Source organism: Thermostichus sp. MS-CIW-25 (genome assembly GCF_054060015.1).
On record NZ_JBSSCS010000057.1, the window covers coordinates 1 to 13,215 of the forward strand.

Annotated in this window: 12 protein-coding genes and 2 pseudogenes; 9 read left to right on the forward strand and 5 right to left on the reverse strand. The window is 59.3% G+C overall.

Features of this window, described 5'->3' with window-relative positions; translation table 11 throughout:
* The first annotated feature begins 186 nt into the window (after positions 1 to 186).
* The 3 genes and pseudogenes from acsF to ACVWZ1_RS13505 all read left to right on the forward strand — a co-directional run.
* Positions 187 to 1,278, forward strand: coding sequence for a magnesium-protoporphyrin IX monomethyl ester (oxidative) cyclase (gene acsF / locus ACVWZ1_RS13495; protein ID WP_457467103.1), 1,092 nt, complete (start codon positions 187 to 189; stop codon positions 1,276 to 1,278).
* A 73-nt stretch (positions 1,279 to 1,351) separates the two neighbouring features.
* Positions 1,352 to 2,827: a site-2 protease family protein gene (locus ACVWZ1_RS13500; protein WP_457503686.1), complete on the forward strand. Its 1,476-nt coding sequence runs from the start codon at positions 1,352 to 1,354 to the stop codon at positions 2,825 to 2,827.
* A 48-nt stretch (positions 2,828 to 2,875) separates the two neighbouring features.
* Positions 2,876 to 3,061, forward strand: a pseudogene (locus ACVWZ1_RS13505) (tetratricopeptide repeat protein); the annotation flags it as partial.
* Between the two features lie 24 nt (positions 3,062 to 3,085).
* Here ACVWZ1_RS13505 and ACVWZ1_RS13510 read toward each other — a convergent pair.
* Complete coding sequence (locus ACVWZ1_RS13510; protein WP_457503691.1) at positions 3,086 to 3,208, reverse strand: hypothetical protein; 123 nt, start codon at positions 3,206 to 3,208, stop codon at positions 3,086 to 3,088.
* Positions 3,209 to 3,296: 88 nt separating this feature from the next.
* Between ACVWZ1_RS13510 and ACVWZ1_RS13515 the strand changes: the two genes are divergently transcribed.
* Both ACVWZ1_RS13515 and chrA read left to right on the forward strand, forming a co-directional pair.
* Positions 3,297 to 4,838 (forward strand): O-linked N-acetylglucosamine transferase, SPINDLY family protein, encoded by a 1,542-nt coding sequence (locus ACVWZ1_RS13515; RefSeq protein WP_457503688.1) that lies wholly within the window; start codon positions 3,297 to 3,299, stop codon positions 4,836 to 4,838.
* 102 nt (positions 4,839 to 4,940) lie between these two features.
* A complete protein-coding gene (gene chrA, locus ACVWZ1_RS13520; protein WP_457467098.1) occupies positions 4,941 to 6,212 on the forward strand; it encodes a chromate efflux transporter in 1,272 nt (423 codons plus the stop codon).
* On the opposite strand, the gene lgt is transcribed toward chrA, so the two are convergent.
* Complete coding sequence (lgt, locus tag ACVWZ1_RS13525) at positions 6,209 to 7,426, reverse strand: prolipoprotein diacylglyceryl transferase (RefSeq protein ID WP_457503689.1); 1,218 nt, start codon at positions 7,424 to 7,426, stop codon at positions 6,209 to 6,211. The two genes, chrA and lgt, sit on opposite strands and share 4 nt — an antisense overlap.
* A gap of 87 nt (positions 7,427 to 7,513) precedes the next feature.
* Complete coding sequence (locus ACVWZ1_RS13530) at positions 7,514 to 8,206, reverse strand: response regulator transcription factor (RefSeq protein WP_414373777.1); 693 nt, start codon at positions 8,204 to 8,206, stop codon at positions 7,514 to 7,516.
* A gap of 207 nt (positions 8,207 to 8,413) precedes the next feature.
* Here ACVWZ1_RS13530 and ACVWZ1_RS13535 point away from each other — a divergent pair, with 207 nt between their 5' ends.
* A complete protein-coding gene (locus tag ACVWZ1_RS13535) occupies positions 8,414 to 9,187 on the forward strand; it encodes a Uma2 family endonuclease (RefSeq protein WP_414408014.1) in 774 nt (257 codons plus the stop codon).
* A gap of 8 nt (positions 9,188 to 9,195) precedes the next feature.
* On the opposite strand, the gene ACVWZ1_RS13540 is transcribed toward ACVWZ1_RS13535, so the two are convergent.
* Positions 9,196 to 10,377 carry a glycosyltransferase gene (locus tag ACVWZ1_RS13540; protein ID WP_457467096.1) on the reverse strand — a complete coding sequence of 394 codons (1,182 nt, stop codon included), beginning with the start codon at positions 10,375 to 10,377 and terminating at the stop codon, positions 9,196 to 9,198.
* A gap of 153 nt (positions 10,378 to 10,530) precedes the next feature.
* Here ACVWZ1_RS13540 and ACVWZ1_RS13545 point away from each other — a divergent pair, with 153 nt between their 5' ends.
* A complete protein-coding gene (locus ACVWZ1_RS13545) occupies positions 10,531 to 10,878 on the forward strand; it encodes an STAS domain-containing protein (protein ID WP_457467095.1) in 348 nt (115 codons plus the stop codon).
* Positions 10,879 to 10,957: 79 nt separating this feature from the next.
* Here the strand turns inward: ACVWZ1_RS13545 and ACVWZ1_RS13550 are convergent, their stop codons facing one another.
* Positions 10,958 to 11,782, reverse strand: a complete 825-nt coding sequence (locus ACVWZ1_RS13550) for a tetratricopeptide repeat protein (protein ID WP_414332323.1) — start codon at positions 11,780 to 11,782, stop codon at positions 10,958 to 10,960.
* A 173-nt stretch (positions 11,783 to 11,955) separates the two neighbouring features.
* On the opposite strand from ACVWZ1_RS13550, the gene ACVWZ1_RS13555 reads away from it, so the two are divergent.
* Both ACVWZ1_RS13555 and ACVWZ1_RS13560 read left to right on the forward strand, forming a co-directional pair.
* A complete protein-coding gene (locus tag ACVWZ1_RS13555; protein ID WP_457503690.1) occupies positions 11,956 to 12,987 on the forward strand; it encodes a 2Fe-2S iron-sulfur cluster-binding protein in 1,032 nt (343 codons plus the stop codon).
* A gap of 87 nt (positions 12,988 to 13,074) precedes the next feature.
* Positions 13,075 to 13,215 (forward strand): annotated as a pseudogene (locus tag ACVWZ1_RS13560) (RNA-guided endonuclease TnpB family protein); the annotation flags it as partial.

Sequence of the window (13,215 nt, forward strand, 5' to 3'; positions counted from 1 at the left end):
GGCTTGCCAACTGCAGGGCTACCGTTCGCGCCAGCGGGCCGGAGGCCTTAAGCCCGCCCTGTACTGCGAAGCAGTCAGGGTCGGGTAGTTTACAGCCTGCCGGTAACACTTCTTATCCCCACGACGGCCAGAGAGGCTGGTAAACTGCGAGAGTATACCTGGCCTTTTCATCCGCTTTAAATCACTATGAGTCCCAGTTTGCAAGCTGCTCAAACTCAAGCGCGAGTGCCCACCGAGACCATCCTGACGCCGCGCTTCTACACCACCGATTTCGAGGCCATCGGCAAAATGGGCTTAGGGGCTCGAGAGGCCGATTTCCGGGCCATCCTGCAGGAGTTTCGCGCCGACTACAACCGCCATCACTTCGTCCGGGGTGAGGAGTTCAACCAAGACTGGGAAAGCCGCCTGGATCCGCAGGCGCGCCGGTTGTTTGTGGAGTTCTTGGAGCGCTCCTGTACAGCCGAGTTCTCCGGTTTTCTCCTCTACAAGGAGCTGTCGCGCAAGCTAAAAGAGACCAACCCCGTTTTGGCCGAGTGCTTTGCCCTGATGAGCCGCGATGAGGCCCGCCATGCCGGCTTTCTGAACCGCGCCATGGGCGACTTCAACATGGCCTTCGACCTGAGCTTTCTCACTAAGCACAAGTCTTACACCTATTTCGCGCCGCGTTTCATCTTCTATGCCACCTATCTCTCGGAGAAGATTGGCTACTGGCGCTACATTCTCATCTACCGCCACCTGGAGGCCCACCCCGAGGATCGCGTTTACCCGATCTTCAACTTCTTCAAGAACTGGTGCCAGGACGAGAACCGCCACGGCGATTTCTTCGCGCTGATGCTTCTGAGCCAGCCCAGGCTGCTGCAGGGGTGGGTGGCCAAGCTGTGGTGCCGCTTCTTCTTGCTGTCGGTGTTCGCCACCATGTACCTCAATGATGTGGGAGAGCGCCCCGATTTCTACCGCCTCATCGGCTTGGATCCCCATGCTTATGACATGGAGGTGATCTACAAGACCAACCGCGAGGCGGCCAAGGTGTTTCCGGTGGTGTTGGATGTGGAAAACCCTGAGTTTGTGCGGCGGCTGCAGAAGTGTGTGGCCAACAACGCCAAGCTGAGGGAGATTGCCCGGGGATCCGGCCCCTTCAAGGGTTTGCGCAAGCTGCCCCTCTACCTGAATAACTTCTATCAGTTTTTGCGGCTGTTTCTGCTCAAGCCCCGCCGTGCCGGCTTCTACTTGTGGGAGCAGCCTGAGCCCCGTTTTGAGGGAGCGGCTGTTTCTGCTTAAGCTGTCTGCTGCCTCGCCTCAGTCGCGTCAGAGGTGTGGAGCACTCTTGCAGGTAGGCCATCACAGGTAGACCATGAACATCGCCACCGAGATTACTCCCCTCTTTTTGCTGGGAACGCTGGCCTTTTTGGGTTGGGGCTTCTGGAGAGCCCGTCGGCGGGGATCCTTAGCCGTTTGGGTGTGGTTACAGGGATCCCTGCTCTTGTTGCCGTGGGTGGTTTTCCTGGGGCTGCTGCTGCTGGGGATCTACCTCAATTTTGCAGGCTTCCTGGTGTTGCTGTTGGTCTTTACAGGGCTTTACATTGCTGTGGGGCGCAAGACCCGCCAGTTGGCCCAGCAGGAGCTGCAGGCCCGTCGCGAGCAGTTGGCTCGTCTGGAAGAGCAGGGGGAAGCCCCTTCGGCAGGGGAGGCGCCTTTGGAAGCGCCTGCGGTTCTGCAGCGGATCTCGGCTGAGGATCTGCAGGCCATTCAGTCTATTTTCGGCCTCGATACCTTTTTCGTCACCGAGACCGTCCCCTATGGGGAAGGGGCGATTTTTAAGGGCAACCTGCGCCAGGAGGCGGAGGTGGTGGTACCCCTGCTGGTGGAGAAGCTCAAAGAGCAGGTGGGCAGTCGCTACCAGCTCTTTTTGGTGGAGGATCCGGCGGAAAAGCCGGCGGTGGTGGTCTTGCCGGATCCCATCGTCAATTACCGCGCTTCCGTGGGGGCGCAGATCCTGGCGGGGGCGTTGCTGGTCTTCAGCTTCGTCGCCACGTTGGAGGTGGGGGCCAATCTCTTGGGCTTCCGGCTGTTGGATGCGCCGGGGCGCTGGGTGGAAGCCCTGCCGGTGGCAGCCGGGATCTTCGCCATCTTGCTGGTGCATGAGACCGGACACCGCTGGATGGCGGGCAAGTACGGCGTGCGCCTCAGCCCTGCTTTTGTTATCCCCAGCTTGGGGATTGGCACGCTGGGATCCCTAAACCGCATCCAATCGCCGGTGCCCAGCCGCAAGGCCCTCTTCGACATTGCCTTTGCCGGCCCGGCAGCGAGCGGGATCCTGTCGCTGCTGGTGCTCTTGGCTGGCCTGAAGCTCTCCGGCTCCGAGGGTCTGTATGTGCCCACGGAGATCTTCCGCAGCTCCATCCTGGTGGGCACCCTAGCGCGGCTGGTGCTGGGATCCCAGTTGCAGGTGGAGCTGGTTCCCATTCATCCTTTTGTTGCCGTGGGCTGGATTGGCCTGGCAATCACCGCCTTGAGCCTGCTGCCGGCAGGGCAGCTGGACGGGGGTCGCATTGTGCAGGCGGTGTACGGGCGGAAGACGGCGGCCCGCGCCACCTTCATCACCCTGATTGCCTTGGCGGTGGCGGCCATCAGCAACGTCTTGGCCCTCTACTGGGCGCTGCTGATCCTGTTCATCGCCCGCGAGCCAGAGCGTCCACCGCAGGATGAGATTACTGAAACCGACGGTCAGCGGGATGCTTTGGCATTGCTGGCCCTCTTTTTGATGGTCATGACCCTGTTGCCGATTGCCCCGGCTTTGGCGGGCTTTCTCAATTTCCCCAACGGCTGATGGGGCACAGGCTCAGGATCCGCCCGCGCGAGGAGCGCACTGCCATCCATGCCTAGACCGGGGAAAGGCTTTGGCCCAAGCAGAGCTGGAGAGGGCAAAGGAGAGCATCTGCAGCGTCTGTTGGCCCAGGCCGTTCGCCATCACCAAGCGGGGCAATGGCCACAGGCCGTCTCGCTTTACCAGCAGGTGCTGCAAGCCCAGCCCACTCACCCGGAGGCGCTGCACCTCTTGGGGGTCTGTCGGCAGCAACAGGGATCCCTAGAGGAAGCAATTGCCCTGATCCGGCAGGCCCTTGTCCAACAGCTTTGGTTCCCCGATGCCCACTTTAACCTGGGGATTGCCCTCAAGCAGGCGGGGCGGCTGGCGGAGGCGAAAACTCACCTGCAACTGGCCCTAGAGCAGGGGGGGGCCGGATCCAGAAGTCTTCTACCAGCTGGGGCTGGTGCTGCGGCAGCAGGGGGATTTGGAGGTGGCCCTTGTCCCCTTGGGACAGGCCCTGGAGCTGCAGCCGGACTTTGCCGATGCCGCCTACACCCTGGCCATCCTGCTGCGGGATTGTGGCCGGGAGGAGGAAGCGGCGGAGCTGTTCTACCAACTCTGGCAAGCGGATCCCGCCGACTTGGCCGCGGCCCTGGGCTGGTGTGTTAGCCAGTTGCCCTTGCTGTACGCCTCGGCAGACCAAGTTCCCGTGGCCCGGGAGCGCTACCGCCAAGCCCTACAACAGGTAAAGGCCCGCTGGGAACAACTGCCGCGGGATCCGATAACCCTGGAGCAAGCGGCTGCCGGGATCGGCTCCGTCCAGCCCTTCTTTTTGCCCTACCAAGGCCAGAACGACCGCGATCTGCAGCAGCTCTACGGATCCCTGGTCTGTGAGGTCATGGCAGCCCGCTACCCCCACCCCCCTCTGCTGCTCAAGCAACGCGCCGACAAGCTGCGGGTGGGCATTGTCTCCGGCCTGTTTCGGGATCACTCCGTTTGGAAGATCCTGACTCGCGGCTGGGTAGAAGCTTTGGATCGCTCCCAAGTGGCTCTCTACGGCTTCCACACCTCTCCCGTTCACGATGAAATCACCCAATCCCTACCCCCCTATTTCGAGCGCTTTGTGGCCGGATCCCGCAGCTTGGAGGAATGGCAGACGGCCATTCGAGAAGCCCAGTTGGATGTGATCCTGTATCCCGAAGTGGGGATCGATCCCGTCTGCGCCCCGTTGGCCGCCTTGCGTTTGGCCCCCGTGCAGGCCATGGCCTGGGGACATCCACAAACCTCTGGGCTGCCCACCATCGATGTTTTCCTGAGCAGCGAGCTCATGGAGCGGCCAGAAGGGGCCAGCCACTACTGCGAACGGCTGCTTCCCCTGCCCGGAATCGGCACCTACTATGTTCCCCTGGATATTCTCCCGGCCCCAGTGGATTGGCGAGCTTGGGGGGTGGATCCCGATAGGGTGCTCTATCTCTGTGCCCAATCCCTGTTTAAATACCTGCCCCAGCACGACGAGGTGTTCCCTCGCATCGCCCGGAAAGTGGGGAAGTGTCAATTTCTATTTTTGCGAGGCCGCTTCTCCCAAGGGATCCGCGAGCGCTTTTGGCAACGGATGCGGCGGGCCTTTCAAGCCTATGACCTGGCCGCTGAAGAGTATGTGGTGCTCTTACCAGAACTCTCCCCCGCAGAATATGCGGCCTACAATGCCCTGGGGGATATTTACCTGGATAGCCTCGGCTGGTCAGGGGGCAACACCACCCTGGAAGCCCTGCCCCACGGGCTGCCCATCGTCACCTTGCCCGGATCCCTGATGCGGGGCCGCCACACCTACGCCATCCTGCAGCAGATGGGGATTCTCGATACCATCGCTCATAACCTCGATGAATACGTCCAGATTGCCAGTCGGTTGGGCTTGGATCCAGAGTGGCGAGAGCAAATGGGCCAGCAGGTGAAAGCACGTCAAGATCGCGTCTACCGGGATCCCGCGCCGATCCGCGCTCTGGAAGAGTGGTTGCGAAGCCTGAAGACCTGAGGGGGCAGTTTGGGTGAAAGGATAAACGGGCGAGTGTTGTCCTCTTGAAGGGATCCCGGACAGATGGCAGGATAGGCGGGGTTGTCTTGCCGGGCTTTGCCCATGTCTTCTGAGTCTGCTCCCGGTCAGTTCCCCAGGCCGGAAAACGCCCCCGACAACTTGCCCTCCCTTTCAACGCGCCTGAAAGAGATTGCCGTGGTATTCCTGCAGCTGGGATCCCTGGGTTTCGGCGGCCCCCAAGCCCACATCGCCATGCAACACGATGAGGCGGTGATCCGGCGGGGCTGGATGAGCCAGGAACAATTTACCGAAGGGGTGGGCCTATGTGAAATGTTGCCAGGGCCAGCTTCTACCCAGATGGGGATCTATGTCGGCTATGTGCGGGCAGGCTGGTTGGGGGCGGTGCTGGCGGGGATTTGCTTCATTGCCCCTGCTTTTGTGATCGAGGTGATTTTTTCTTGGCTTTACTTTCGCTTTCAGGGGGTGCCGCAGCTAGAGGGGATGTTTTTTGGGGTGGCCCCGGTGGTGATCGCCATTATCCTGGCCTTTTGCTGGAAACTGGGCCGTAAAGCTGTGAAGGATTGGAGCCGGGGGCTGATCGCGGTGGCGGCCTTTGCCCTGCTGCGGATTGGGGGGGTGAATATCCTGTTGCTGTTCGGGCTGGCGGCTCTGGTGGGGCTGCTGCTGTATGGGCCCAAAAAAGGCCCACTATCGGGGATCCCGATTTTACTCCCTTGGCCAGTATTGACGTTGGCCCAGACGGTAGTGGCCACGGTTCCACCGGAAACCCTTATCCTGAGCAGCTTTTGGGGTCTGGAGCGGATTGGTGCCTATTTCTGGCCTTTGGCCTTGTTTTTCCTGAAAGTAGGCGGCGCCATCTTCGGGGGAGGGCTGGTGATCATCCCCTTCATCGCCGACGAGGTGGTGGATCAGTTGGGCTGGTTGACGCCGACAGAGTTCTTGGATGGGGTGGCCATTGGGCAATTTACTCCTGGCCCGGTGGTGCTAACGGCAGCCTTTATCGGCTACAAGGTGGCAGGGGTGCTGGGGGCCCTGACGGCAACAGTGGCCATCTTTGCCCCTTCTTTTGCCTTTATTTTGCTGGCAGCTCCGGTTCTGTTGCGCATACGGCACAATGCTTGGGTGAAGGGATCCCTGCAGGCAATTACCCCAACGGCCCTGGGGGCTTTTGCTGCGGCTACAGTGCCCTTGGCCCAAAATGCGCTGCTACAACAAACAACTCCCGCTTCGCTGGTGGCTTTGGGGATCGGGGTAGCGGCCTTCATTGCCTTGATGCGCTTTCGCCAGCCCACTTGGCTGTTGGTGTTGATGGGAGGGAGGGCGGGTTTGCTGGCCCGAGGTCTGCTGGCCTAAAGGTTTTGCTCCCTGGCCCTGCTTTCTCCTTGGGGGTGAGGGAATGACCCTGATTCAGCCTGATGGCCACGGCACTGACTGGCTTGGGCCAGCCCTTCCTCAGAGGGATCCCTGCCTTCCAGGCGACAAAACAGTTGCCGCATGAGCAGCTCCCGTTGGCCAAGAGACAGGTGAGGGGCAAGGGTGCCGGGAAAGTGGGGCATGGCGAGGGTGACACGATCCAACAGGTCGGCGCGGCGATGTCTCTGTTGAATAGCCCAAGCCCGTTCCAGAAGGTTTTGGGCTGCTTCTGGCGCTAATCCCGCTTGCTCCGATAACCACGCTGCCAGTTGTTCCAAATCGGGGTCGAAGCGCAGCCGGTACATGTAGATCAACATGCCGATCCCGATCACCAAGCCCAAGCCACTGGCTACATAGGCGGCTTTGATGGAAGTTCCCGGCAGATAGGCCACCGCCGACACGCGCAAGATTTCGTAAGGGATGCGAATCAAGCTGTAGCCGACCACATACGTCCAAACCCAAGTGCCATCTTTAAGCTTGGGGAATCGCCAGAACATCCCCATCAACAGAGCAAACAGGGCCAGATTGAGGATGCTCTCGTAGAAAAAGATCGGGTGGAAAAACTCAAACTGGCTGTATTCCGGCTCGCGAGCTTGGGGAGGAATGTACACCCGCAGCGGCCAAGGGCTGTCCGGGGGAATAGGGGCACCATAGGCCTCGGAATTGAAAAAGTTGCCCCAGCGCCCAATGGCTTGGCCCAAAATTAACCCAGGGGTGAGAACATCGGCATACTTCCAGCCGTGGATCCCGGTGGCGCGGCAATAGAAGTAGAGAGCCAGAGCACCGGCCAGCACCCCGCCATGGATGATGAGGCCCCCCTGCCAAATGGCGAAGGCCGAGAGGGGGTTATCTCTGAACTCTGACCAATGGGTGATGACGTAGTAGAGTCTGGCCCCCAGAAACCCAGACACCACCAGCCACAGGGCCAGTAGCTCCACCCGTTCGCCGGCTTTGCCGGGTTCTTTCTCCAAATGACGGGATTCGGCCAGTGCTTTGGTCAAGATCAAGCCGACCAACACGGCCACTGCCATCAATAGGCCATACCAGCGCAGGCCCAGCCCTCCCACCAGCGGGGTGCCAGGGGGAAAACGGAAGACAAATTCTCCAGGTGAGCTGAAGGTGAGACCCAACAGCGCTGCACTCCATAGGTTCATCAACAACACGCTCTGCACCCCAAAATCCCTCAATTCAACTAACCTCACAGGCAAGATTCCACTGGGGGGTTTTGGATCCCCATACCCCTACTCCCGCAGCACGTAGCCCACCCCACGCACGGTCTGGATGAGGCGCTTTTCCCCTTGGCCTTCGATCTTGAGGCGCAAATAGCGAATGTAGACCTCGATGATGTTGGAGTCGCCCATGTAGTCCAGCCCCCACACATGCTCCAAAATCTGCTGGCGGGTGAGCACCTGTCGAGGGTGTTCCATCAAGTAGCGCAGCAGGTCGTATTCTTTGGCTGTTAACTCCACTTGCCGCTCTCCCCGAGTGACCTCCCGCGTTACGGGATCCAGAATCAGATCCATGAACACCAACTGGCCATCGCGGGATCGCCTCGGCTGCCGCAAATAGATCCGTATCCGAGACAGCAGCTCCTGAATGCTGAAGGGTTTGACCACGTAATCATCCGCCCCGGCATCCAACCCCGCTGCTCGATCCGACACCTCATCTCTGGCGGTCATCAACACCACCGGCACGCGGTTGCCCGTTGAGCGCAGTCGCCGACAAATTTCCAAACCTGAGATGCCGGGCAACATCCAGTCCAACAGCACCAAGTCGGGGTTTTGGTCGCAGGCTGCCCTCAACCCGGCCATGCCATCGCTGGCTACGCTGACTCGATATCCCTCACAGGTCAGCTCCGTTTCCACAAAACGAGCCAGCTTAGCTTCATCTTCGATCACCAGAATGTGGGCAGAAGAGGGTTCAGGCTCTGGCATACGCTCTCTTGCTGAATCCAAGGAAGACGCCGAAAAACTTGCTCATTGCCCCCAAGCATATCTCAACCGTATGGATTGGCAGTCGAGATGACTGAATCCGTCCTAGCCTGCAACAGCCTTGTGGAATTGCCTGGGGTTGATATCAGCAAGTGCTTTGAGTTATTCAAAAGGCATTCATGTACCTTATCACCATGAGTATCCTAAGCCATGACCCTCTCTCCTGTTCGGCTCACCCCGCCCCTACCTCCCATTCGATGGGAAAAACTGCCGGAAGACTTTCCCTTGCCGGATGAGCCTGTGGAAAGCACCTTACAGCCCCTTTTGGCTGCTGCTCTGCGTGAGGCATTGGAACTCGCTCAGATGATCCCTGCCCAGGCTTTGATCGCCTCCAACTTTGGCCTTTGCAGCACTGTCGGGGACAAGGTGGTGGTGAAAGCCCCCGACTGGGTTTATGTGCCCGCAGTACAGCCGATTCCCGAAGGAGAGATCCGCCGCAGCTATACCCCACACTTAGAAGGGAATCCCCCGGCGATTGTGATGGAATTCATCTCCGAAACCGAGGGCGGCGAGTACTCCATCAATCCCCACTATCCCTATGGAAAATGGTATTTCTACGAGCGCATTTTGCAGGTGCCTGTCTATGTAATCTTTCATCCCAAAACCGGTGAGCTGGATGTCTACCGCCTGGAGAATGGCCGCTATACCCCTGTATCGGCGGATGAAAACCGTCGCTACTGGATCCCGGAGATCGGCTTGTTTTTGGGGGTGTGGCGGGGACAAAAAGCCGAGACCAAAGCCAACTGGTTGCGGTGGTGGACTGCCGATGGGAATTTGCTCCTATGGGGAATCGAACAGGTAGAGCAGGAGCGGCAGCGGGCCGAAGCGGCAGAAGCAGCCCTCGAACAGGCCCGTCTGGAACAGCAGCGCCTAGCCGCGAAATTGCGGGAGTTGGGCGTGGATCCCGAGGCAATAGCCGATTGAGGGCTCTCCTAGTAGGTGCGCCCGCGCCAAGAGCGGGGTCGGCTGAGAGCAGACAGGATCACCCGCAAGACTGCCAAGGGATCCGCCAGAGGCGACATCCAGAACGTCCAAGGGGGATCCTGATAGGAGCCGCGAATGCCCAGCAGTACACCTAAGCGCAGAATCAGTAAGCCTAGGTTAAGCCCCAGCAGCACCTGCTCCGTCAGGGAAAAGGGAAACCCCATCCCGGCTTTGCCCAACAGCCCTACAACCACCGGCCCAGGGATCCCTTGGGTGAGGACGAGGAGAGCTATATCCCCCCACAACTGGGCCACAGGGGTGGCATCTTTCAAATCGAGGGATCGGCCCCACTCTCGCCAAGTTTCGCCAAAAGAAGTGTACATGCGCACCTTGAGCAGGTGCCGACCGTCGTAAAAAGCTACTTTAAAGCCGGCTGCCGCAATCTGCCGCACCAAGGTGACATCGTCACAGAAGGAGGCCCGCGCCAGCGTGTAGCCGTTCATGGCTTCCAGCACCGACCGGCGCACTAGCATACATTGCCCATTGGCCATTGTCCGTTCCGGCAGGGTGGCGGTGTCTCCGGCGGCCCCGTAGCGGTAGATCAGGGTCACCAAAAGAGCCGGCTGCAGCCAGCCTTCCCCCCAGTGCTGCAGGATAAACTGCGGTGCCAGGGTGATCAGGTCGAGCCTTTGGGCCTGGGCGGTTTCCAGCAGGCGCTCCACCAAGCCTGGCTGGGGACGGGTATCGGCGTCGATGCCCAGGATCCACTTAGAGGCCGGATCCGACTGGAGAAATCCGTAGTGCAAAGCCCAGGGGCGGCCCACCCATCCGCCGGGGAGGGGATCGTCGGTCAGCAGGCGAAAGCGGGGATCCCGCTCAGCCATCTGCAGCACTTTTTCGGGGGTGCCATCTTGAGAGCGGCTGTCCACCACCAGCACCTCCCGCAGGACGGAGCTCTGTTGGTGTAATCCTTCTAGGCAGGGATCGATGCGCTCGGCTTCGTTGAGGGTGGGCAACAACACGCTGACCAAGCCCGGCTGCAAAGGGATCCCCGGCTGACCGGGAGGCAGAGGGGAAGGGCGCCGCAAAGAGGGCAGCAGCCGCGCCAGCAGCACCGCCAGCATCGGCACTTGCATAACCAATAGACTCAGGGCGGCAGCATCTCCAGCCCAGGCAGGGATCCCGTTCATGCCAGTTCTAACCTGTAAGGGAAAAGTGTCCAAGAATGCTTGCAAGAGAAGCCCAGTGAGGACAAACTCATACTCATGGTGATTTAGCAATTCAAAATCAGTTTGGTTCCATCGTGCCTGTGCCCATTCCCCCTCAAACCTGCCGGGCTCTTCATGGATGTCTTCATCCGGCTCAGCCACAAGGGATCCCCTGTTACAGTTGTGAAATTGCACAGTGAAAGGCTCAACGCCGCGATTGCCCGCGAGGTACGGAAAGAGCTAAGCCAAATTCTCACCGAGAAACCGGGGCATTTCTTGTTGGATCTTAGTCAGGTTAGCCTGATCGACAGCATGGGGTTGTCGGTTCTGGTTTGGGCGCATCGCCATTGCCGCACTTCGGGCTATCAACTCAAGTTCTGCAGCCTGCAGGAGCAGGTCAAGCTGCTCTTCTCCATCACCGGCTTGGATGCCATTTACGAGATCTACCCCTCTGTAGAAAAGGCACTTGAGTCTTTTCCGTAGCTCTCCCTATCGGGTCAACTGAGAACCGTCAGGGATCAGCTTCTCAACACCTGGATTAGCCTAACGGTTGAAAACCTGCTCAGGGGGAGGGGTTGCTGTTTTGGTTCTCGACCGTCTGGGGCCGGTTCACCTGAGCATAAATCTCTGCTTGCTGCTGGATTTGCTCCCGAACTTGGGGCGGGGCCAGCCGGGCTGCTTGCTCAAACAGCTCAGGCGCTTTTGCCCGTAGGTTTTCATCGGTGGCGGAGCTGAGGGCTATGGCTTTGCCCAACACGGGGGTGAAATCACTGGGATCCGCCGCAATCAACTTGTCGTAGAGGACTACAGCTTTCTCAGTCTGGTTGTTGCGGGCGTAGACAAAGGCCAAGCGCAAACGTACATCATTATCTTCCGGCACTTCTTCAAGATGCTTCTCGAGCAGGGCAATGGCCTCAGAGGTGCGGCCCAGGGTTAGCTGCACATCCACCAACTGCTGCAGCACCTGGCCATCTTTGGGATCCCCCTCGTAAAGGATCTGGAGCTGTTCTAATGCCCCTTCAAAATCCCCCGTATCCTGCTGGATTTCGGCCAAAAAGGCTCGCAGTTGCCGATTTTCGGGCTCCAGTTGTACCAGCTTCTTCAGCGGCTCGATTGCCCCTTGCGGCTCGTTGAGCTGCAGTTGGGTGTCGATCAACCCCCGCAGGGCAATGGGGTTATCCGGCTCCCGCTCCAGCACGACGCGATAGCCGTCTGCCTGGGCCCGCAGTTGCTCGGTTACCAGGCTGGCCTCTGGGGATTCGGAAGGCCCGAGGGCCTGGAATAGCGGGCCAAAGGAGAAGCCCAAGAAAGTTACCGTGCCCACCACCAGCAGCAAAATGTTGAGGAGCTTGCGGGCTGGGGATTCTTGGGGTTTGGACTGAGGCATAAAGGGCTCGCGCAGAAGACTCCTCTGTACTCTATCATCGGCGCCGGGGCAGGCTGCGGGGTGAGGTTACCCAATACCCAAAACTTTTGAAAACAGCATCCAAGGGGAGGGCAATGCCGTACTGAATTTAGGTAGTGCTGAATCTTTTTGCCACCCCTCACTCCCTCTTAACCATGCGGATCACCTGTTACCCCGACAACCTCACCTTGGAAGCCAATCCCCTGCTCACGGTTCTGGAAAATCTGCTCAAGGCGGGGGTGCGCCATGTCCATGCCTGTGGGGGCAATGCCGCCTGCTCCACCTGTCGCATCCTGATTTTGGAAGGCAGCCAAAACTGCCGCAGCATGACTCCTGCCGAGAAGAAGTTAGCTCAACGGCTAGACCTTCCTGTACATATTCGTCTGGCCTGTCAAACCCGCATCACTGGAGATGTCACCTTGCAACGGCTGGTGATCGATAAAGCAGATGTGGAAGTAGCTCAACATCAATTGCAGGCCCATTCGGTCGGCAGCCAAGTCACCGCCGCCATTCTCAGCGCTTCCCTGCGGGGGACGGCCAACTTCGACGAGGAGAACTTTCCCTACGATGTTGTCTACACCTTGGGTCGCTACTTCGCCCAAATGGGGGCCTTGGTGCAGCAATATGGGGGAGTACTGGCCAACCAGAGCGGGCTGAGAAGTCTGGCTTTGTTTGGTCTCAAACAACCCGAGCTGGCCATACAGCAGGCGCTGCAGGCGGGGTTGGCGCTTGGGCAGTCGGTGGTGGAGTTGAATAGGTGTTTGCGGCAACTCTCCTACCCGCAGGTCAAGCTTGCCATCGGGATCCACTACGGCCCAGTCCTTTTGCTGCCCCTCGATCCCCAAGATCCGCAGCGGTTGTCCGCCTTCGGGAAGTCGGTTCAGTTTGCCACCTGGCTGGAGTCGGTTGAGGATGTTTCGCAAGGGGGGGAACAGTCTGAGGAACAGAGCTCCCGGTTGCTCATCTCGGCAGCTGTGTATCGAGCCGTGGAAGGGCAACTCCTGCAGGTGGAGCCTCTTTCGGTGAAACCTTTTCCCAACGCCAAACCCATCCGAGTTTACAGGGTGCACCCTGACCAAGTTAGCTTGCCGACTGGCGAGGAGCAAGCTCCAGAAGCAGCCAAGCCCGAACCGATTGGATGGCTGGAAGCGCTCCGGGAATGGCTACAGGCTTGGTCTCGTTTTTGAGGGATCCCTTCAGCTAGAAATCGCAGGAGCCCCGCACTGTACCCGTAGGGTCAGTGTCGGGAGGAATGCGGAAGTTATGATAGAACCATGACCCAAGTCATGACCGTCTCCTGCAAGCTCAAGGTGTCCCAGGCGCAAGCCGCAAAGTTGGATGCGACAATGGATGCCTTTGTGCAGGCGTTGAACTGGGTCAACCAAAACACACCAGAAAAAGTAGTCAACGCAGTC